Source organism: Dyella sp. SYSU CM1112, assembly GCF_058216415.1.
Window position 1 is genome coordinate 54,351 of the sequence record NZ_JBZEGI010000021.1, and the last position, 6,198, is coordinate 60,548.

The window sequence follows — 6,198 nt, forward strand, 5'->3', positions numbered from 1 at the left end:
ATAGCACCCGATTATGCTGGAGACAACTCAGTAAGCAGTTCGAAGAGGCTGGCCCAACGCACCTGCGACTGGGTTCTCATTCTTGTTCACGTTGTTCATTCTGCAAGGACCATCATCATCGTCGCCCATCAGTGAATGTCCAAACTCGTGAGCAATAATCCTAGACAAGGAGGCAGGAATCCTGCCATTCGTCGTCGGAATTATTGGATGGGAATTCGGATCGACATACACCTCTCCACTTCCTAAAGATGGAGTGTCGTTCTGACCATTGTCGTTGATGTAAATGTCTTGCGGATTCCCATGTTCGTACCAGGGACCTTCAATTTGGGAGAGCATTTCTTGCCCTCTTGGCGTTGAAAATACCTGGTTCACCGCCGCTTGTACTTGAGCTTGCTGTTCTGGCGTGCCTCCGTAAATCGTGACAGGTGATTCCCATGGCCACAGAAACAAGCCCAACGGATCGGTGTAGCTGAGCGGATCAGCCCCCACGTAGGCATAGAAGCTCAGTTGTCCGCCGCCGAATGTGATCGAATCTTCGCTAATGAAGCCGGGAAGTTTCGGGCTGTAATAGCGCGCACGGTAGTAATACAGCCCTGGCGTGTCCGCCTCGCGCCCAGTGTATTGGTACGGCAGTACACGGTAGACCTCCCCCTCGAAATAGGCTGTTCCCTCGCTCGCCACGAAGTGACCGTTTCGGACAATCGGTCTAGTCGACCTCAGTGGGTAGCTTTAAGAATGGCTTCAATCTTTTTGACGTCGGTCGGACGAAATGCCTTCATATTGATATCGAAGTCAAGGGTGCTGCCGTTTATGACACCGTGAACCTCCAATCGATTTGGTGGGCGATTGCCGCGCGAGACAAGATCAATTTGTCTGATCACCTTTCGGATATCGCTCAATTTTATTTCTTTACGCCGAAAAAAAGGTGATCGATAGACCAACTCACCATCCTCAATTTTCAGCAAAAACGATCTCCACCATACGAAAATTAGGATGCATAAGGAACCTGTGATTACTGCGCCACCCCATCCCGCATGATTGATCACTGCGCCATATACAAATAGAAGAAATATCGGCACTGCGAAACACTCAAAAACAATCAACATTGAGGGCGAAGCCGTTACCCGAATCGACTGATCATTCATCATTGGCATCCGCACCCACCGCCATTATCGGAGCCCAAAGCATCTTCGACAGCGGAAACAATTGGACCTACTGCTGTCCCAGATAAACCTTCCGCTTGTTTTGAAGCCGCCATTTTCATGGCCGTGTCTCCGGATATGCTTGTAATCGTTCCGTTCGACTGCTTAGTAACCATCTGTTTGAAGATTGATGCGTAACTTCCTCTCCCGGAAGTAACTCCTTCTAACTCCGGCCCAACAATTCCACCTAATGCGGTACCTATGCCAGTATCGAGCGCAAGTGATCCGTAGTTGAAATGACATTGCTTATGGGTAGCGATATTCAAACCCTGTTTGGCTAAGTTCGTGGCTCCCCCAAATACAGCGCCAGTGGCCAATGGCCCTAAGTAAAGGCTTGCTTCACCAGCAGCAGCACCACCAATTGCTGAACCAGTGTAGTCCTGCCAACTGCTTAAATGTCCTTCGATAGCGTCACTAAATCCTTGCGAGACCACACCGACCACTGCACCGATACCGAGTGCGGCGGCATCATCTAAACCAAAGTAGAGTCCGGATGGATCGCCATGACCTACCGGGTCACCGCCAACATAGCCGTAAAAGGTGGGTTGGCCGCCTGCGAACGTGATCGGATCTTCGCTGATAAAGCCACCCATCGGCGGGCTGTAATAACGCGCTCGGTAATAGTAGAGCCCCGGCGCATCAGCTTCGCGTCCTGTGTATTGGTACGGATTCGTGAATCCCGTCGTCGTGTCACTCGGCGTAACGTTCCCATAGGGATCGTAACTATATTGCTCTCGTATCGCGCCTGTCGGATCAGTGAGCGCGATGGTGCTATTCAGCCCATCGCTTAAATAGTACGTGCGTCCTGTGACGTCGTTGCGTGCATAACGTTCATCAATACCAAGTCCAACCAGAATTGGATTGATAACGCTTCCTTGCGTCTCCTGCACAGCGTTCACGCCGCTATAAAGAAACTGTGTCGGCGTACCACTCTGTACCGTCTTGCTGATGCGCCGTCCCATTGCATCGTAGGCATACGTAAGCTGCGCCACGCCATTCTGACTCACCTGCGTGAGCTGGTTCCTCGCATTCCACGTATACGTATTCGTCCCATCACTGGTCAGATTGCCATCGGCATCGTAAGTGAGCGCCTGCCCGTTGAAACTCGTCTCCCGGTCATTGAGGTCGAACGTCGCCGCCTGCGTGGTCGCTGTCGGCAATACATCGGTGGCAAAGCTGCCGCCCTTGCTGATGATGCGCCCGTCCGCGTCGTAGGCATAGGTGAGGTTGCCCAGCGTCGTGCCGTTGCCTTGGTTGTAGGTCAGCCCGGTCAACTCACTCGCCGTGTCGTAGCCATAATTGACGGTGATGCCATTGGGCAAGGTCAGCGTGGTGCGTCGGTTGTCAGCGTCGTAGGCCAGTTGCACCGTTTCGCTGCCCTGGGTGATGCCGCTCAGGCGGTTGGCGTTGTCGTAGCTGTAGCTGGCGGTGGCTTGCGCCGCGGGGGTCATGCTGGTGCGCCGGCCGGCCGCATCGTAGGTGTAGCTGACGCTGCCTTGCGGGCTGCTGGTGCTGGTGATGCGATCCAGGCCGTCGTAGCCCCAACTGAGCGTGCCGCTGCTGGAATCAACCAGACTGGTCAGGCGATTGCCGGCATCGTAGCTGGCCTGGAGGCCGGAGCCATCGGCATAGGACACCAGGCTGCGGCGGTTGAGCGCGTCGTAGCTGAGGTCGGTGAGCTGCCCTTTGCGGTCGGTGTGGCTGAGCACCTGGCCCAGCCCGTTGTATGTCCACGACTCGCTCTGGTTCATTGCATCGGTGCGCGTGATCAGGCGATTGCGGGTGTCGTAGCTGTAGTGGATCACGCCGGTGTTGGGGAGCGTCACGCTGGTGAGGTTGCCGTTGCCGTCGTAGGCCAGCGTGGTGGTCTGGTTGAGTGCGTCGGTGACGGCGGTGACGCGGTCGTTGCTGTCGTACTGGGTCAGCGTGACGTTGCCCAGCGCATCGCGTGTGGCGATGCGTCGGCCCAGCGTATCCACCACGTAGTTCGTGGTGCGGTTGAGTGGATCGGTGAGGCTTTGCAGGTCGTAGCCTTGGTAGCCCAACTGCACGGTGTGACCCAACGCATCCTGCACCGCGGTCGGCTCGCCGGCGCTGTTGCACTGGATCGTGGTGCTGTGACCCAGCGCATCGGTGATTTGCGTGAGGCAGCCGTTGGTGTAGCCGAAGGTGAGGGTGTGGCCTAGCGGATCGGTCACCGAGGCCAGCTGGTTGTAGTCGCTGGTGTAGGTGAACTGGGTGGTGACGGCATTCGACGCGCCGGAGAGTCGTGTCACGCCGGTGACGTTGCCGAGCGCGTCGTACGTGAAGGCCGTCGTGCGGCCCAGCGCGTCGGTCATGCTGTCGAGCAGGCCAGACGATGTTCGTGATACGCGATGGACGTTCACCCCAGTCTCGGGGACCATCGATGCCAACTGGGTTTCGGCGATCGCGCAGAACAATGTGCGGTTTTCATCGCTAAGCACGTCGACCGCCGCCCTCATCGACGTGAACCAGATTTTCGAGTCGCTCGCATTGGTCTTGAACTCCCGCGCGCAATCGCAAGCACGCGTTCGCGCAGCTTGGCTTGCGGCATGACGCCGACCGCGATGAGTTTCGAAGCCTTCATGGCAATGACTGAGCAAGCACAAAGCAGAATCTTAAACTGTTATCGGCATTCACTGCGTCGGGCCGCTTAAATACAACCTCACCCCTTTGCTCAAATATAAATAAAGTGCAACAACCAAGGTTATCGCCGCATTGAAAGCAATACCTTGATTGAGCATCACGGGATTGAGATGTTCCAAGTGGACGCCAATGTATGCGCCCAAAGTCATAGTAATCCATCCCACAACATGCGCGATGCGCCCTTTCTGCGATCTACGCAAAAACAAGATTGCCGAATATCCCATGATAAGTGCGGGCAGAGTGAATGCCAGTCCAGCGCCGCTTCCCCACCAAGTTGACGGGCTTATTTGTTCACCAAAAACACCAACACCAGAAAATGGTTTTGACAAAGCCAGAATCACTACTACAAGGCCAGCGATTGTGAGCAACTTAAGCCATCGCGGCATTTCGAAGAAATTTTTAATCATGTAGCACCCGTCTAGTGATGCACCGCTTCAAAACCAATTGAGCCGCCAATGTCGAAACCATATCTCGGAGACTGATTCATTGTGGCCGTATCAGCCGGCACGGGCCCCTCGTGATAATCGTCGCCGGTTTCCTCGTCTACACCAGCAGCCCCTTGTATGGGATTCCAAGTCCAAAGTCCCGCCGTAACCCCGACTTCCACATAAGTCCCCAAAGTGGTTCCGTGACACGGTGTCTCATCTCTACCAGGGCGTTTTCCAAGCGGGTCAAAACTAACGCCATCTTCCACACCCGCCCCGAGTCGACCACCCCAAAACCATTGCCCCGTTTGAGGGTCTTTTCCAAATTCAATCGCACCACCAACACCATCAATAGCTGTGACGGTGACGGACCACAATCCGTATGGATCGTTGTAGTCCAATGGATCCCCCTAAATCCGGCGTAAAAACTCAGCTGCCCACCTGCAAACCTTGCCGGATCTTCGCTGATAAACCCAGCCGTCATCGGGCTGTAGTAGCGAGCACGGTAGTAATACAGCCCAGCAGTGTCCGCTTCGCGTCCCATGAATTGGTACGGCAGTACACGGCTGACCTCCCTCATAAAGCACCATTCCCTCGCTCATCACGAAGTCACTGCCATATCTCAGCCTCCTCGTGACTGATCACTCCCAGTCAGCAGCTCGCTTACGCAAAATACTGCACACGCTTCTAGTTTTTCATGCTCGGGTTTGTTTCTCAGCCTTGCGTAGCTCGGCCATGCGTTTCAAGTCATGCCCAATTAAGAGCCTTGCGATGTAATAAAGAAATCCTGCAGATAGTAGCGCCGGTATATAGGCAAATTGCTTCATACCATGCGTGATCATCATCTCCATTAACAAATAACATCCATAGAACACCGCTAAGGCAGTTGGCAAAAAAATAAATAGCATTTTTACCAAGGATCTAAGAAAAAGCTTGTTCATTTCCCACATCCGCAATCATTCTCGGCTCGTAAAGCAGCCTCCAGTCCAGATTGAGCAACACTGATCGCAACACCAATGCCGCCCCCCTTTAAACCAGCCTTAAGCATCCCTCTGAAGCCCGCTCCTTTAAAGAAGCCATAGATAACACCACCTACGCCACCTCCGACTGCTGCTCCTGTCGCATTGGCAACCGGGCGTGGATAGCCATTGTTAATCATTTGAGCTGCGATAGGTCCACCGAGCAATCCACCAGCCATCCCAGCTCCTAGATCACCCTTATTTTCTGCGGTCAACATCGCTCCCATGACACCAGAAGCCGCACCATTAATCTGGGTGGTATCTGTCAAACCATCTAAAGCCCCCAATCCACCATTGATTACAGCCCCGCCGAAGGCCGACAGTGCTGCACCAGGACCAGATTCACTACCTGCAAAGCCACCGGCGATTGCCCCGGTAACCGCACCTGCGATTCCACGAATTTCCCATTCCTTTAGGCAATACAAGCCAAAGGGATCGACGTAATCAATCGGGTCACCGTCGACATAGCCGTAGAAGCTCAATTGTCCGCCGCCGAATGTGATCGAATCTTCGCTAATGAAGCCAGGAAGTTTCGGGCTGTAATAGCGCGCTCGGTAGTAGTAAAGCCCAGGGCTATCTGCTTCGCGGCCTGTGTATTGGTACGGATTCGTGAAGCCAGTTGTCGTGTCGCTTGGCGTTGTGTTGCCGTAGGGGTCGTAGCTGTACTGCTCTTTGATCGCTCCCGTCGGATCAGTCAACGCAATCGTGCTGTTGAGGGCGTCCGTCAAGAAATACGTTCTTCCCGTCACATCGTTTCTGGCAAAGCGCTCATCAATGCCAAGCCCCACCAGAATTGGATTGATAACGCTTCCTTGCGTCTCCTGCACAGCGTTCACGCCGCTATAAAGAAACTGTGTCGGCGTACCACTCTGTACCGTCTTGCTG

7 protein-coding genes and 1 pseudogene are annotated in these 6,198 nt (G+C 54.2%); all 8 read right to left on the minus strand.

Features of this window, described 5'->3' with window-relative positions; genetic code table 11:
- Positions 1–27: 27 nt before the first annotated feature.
- Positions 28–681 (minus strand): RHS repeat-associated core domain-containing protein, encoded by a 654-nt coding sequence (locus AC4HNJ_RS20315; RefSeq protein WP_490481434.1) that lies wholly within the window; start codon positions 679–681, stop codon positions 28–30.
- A 35-nt stretch (positions 682–716) separates the two neighbouring features.
- Positions 717–1,145: a hypothetical protein gene (locus tag AC4HNJ_RS20320; RefSeq protein ID WP_490481435.1), complete on the minus strand. Its 429-nt coding sequence runs from the start codon at positions 1,143–1,145 to the stop codon at positions 717–719.
- Positions 1,145–3,685 carry an RHS repeat-associated core domain-containing protein gene (locus AC4HNJ_RS20325; RefSeq protein WP_490481436.1) on the minus strand — a complete coding sequence of 847 codons (2,541 nt, stop codon included), beginning with the start codon at positions 3,683–3,685 and terminating at the stop codon, positions 1,145–1,147. The genes AC4HNJ_RS20320 and AC4HNJ_RS20325 overlap by 1 nt, the downstream gene beginning before the upstream one ends.
- A gap of 174 nt (positions 3,686–3,859) precedes the next feature.
- The gene (locus AC4HNJ_RS20330; RefSeq protein WP_490481437.1) at positions 3,860–4,276 is read right to left on the minus strand and encodes a hypothetical protein; all 417 of its coding nucleotides are present in this window, start codon (positions 4,274–4,276) and stop codon (positions 3,860–3,862) included.
- Between the two features lie 11 nt (positions 4,277–4,287).
- Positions 4,288–4,695: a hypothetical protein gene (locus AC4HNJ_RS20335; protein WP_490481441.1), complete on the minus strand. Its 408-nt coding sequence runs from the start codon at positions 4,693–4,695 to the stop codon at positions 4,288–4,290.
- 29 nt (positions 4,696–4,724) lie between these two features.
- Positions 4,725–4,874: pseudogene (locus tag AC4HNJ_RS20340) on the minus strand (RHS repeat-associated core domain-containing protein); the annotation flags it as partial.
- Positions 4,875–4,989: 115 nt separating this feature from the next.
- The gene (locus AC4HNJ_RS20345; RefSeq protein ID WP_490481438.1) at positions 4,990–5,235 is read right to left on the minus strand and encodes a hypothetical protein; all 246 of its coding nucleotides are present in this window, start codon (positions 5,233–5,235) and stop codon (positions 4,990–4,992) included.
- The coding region (locus AC4HNJ_RS20350) for an RHS repeat-associated core domain-containing protein (protein ID WP_490481439.1) at positions 5,232–6,198 on the minus strand (967 nt) is incomplete at its 5' end. The genes AC4HNJ_RS20345 and AC4HNJ_RS20350, both read right to left, overlap by 4 nt.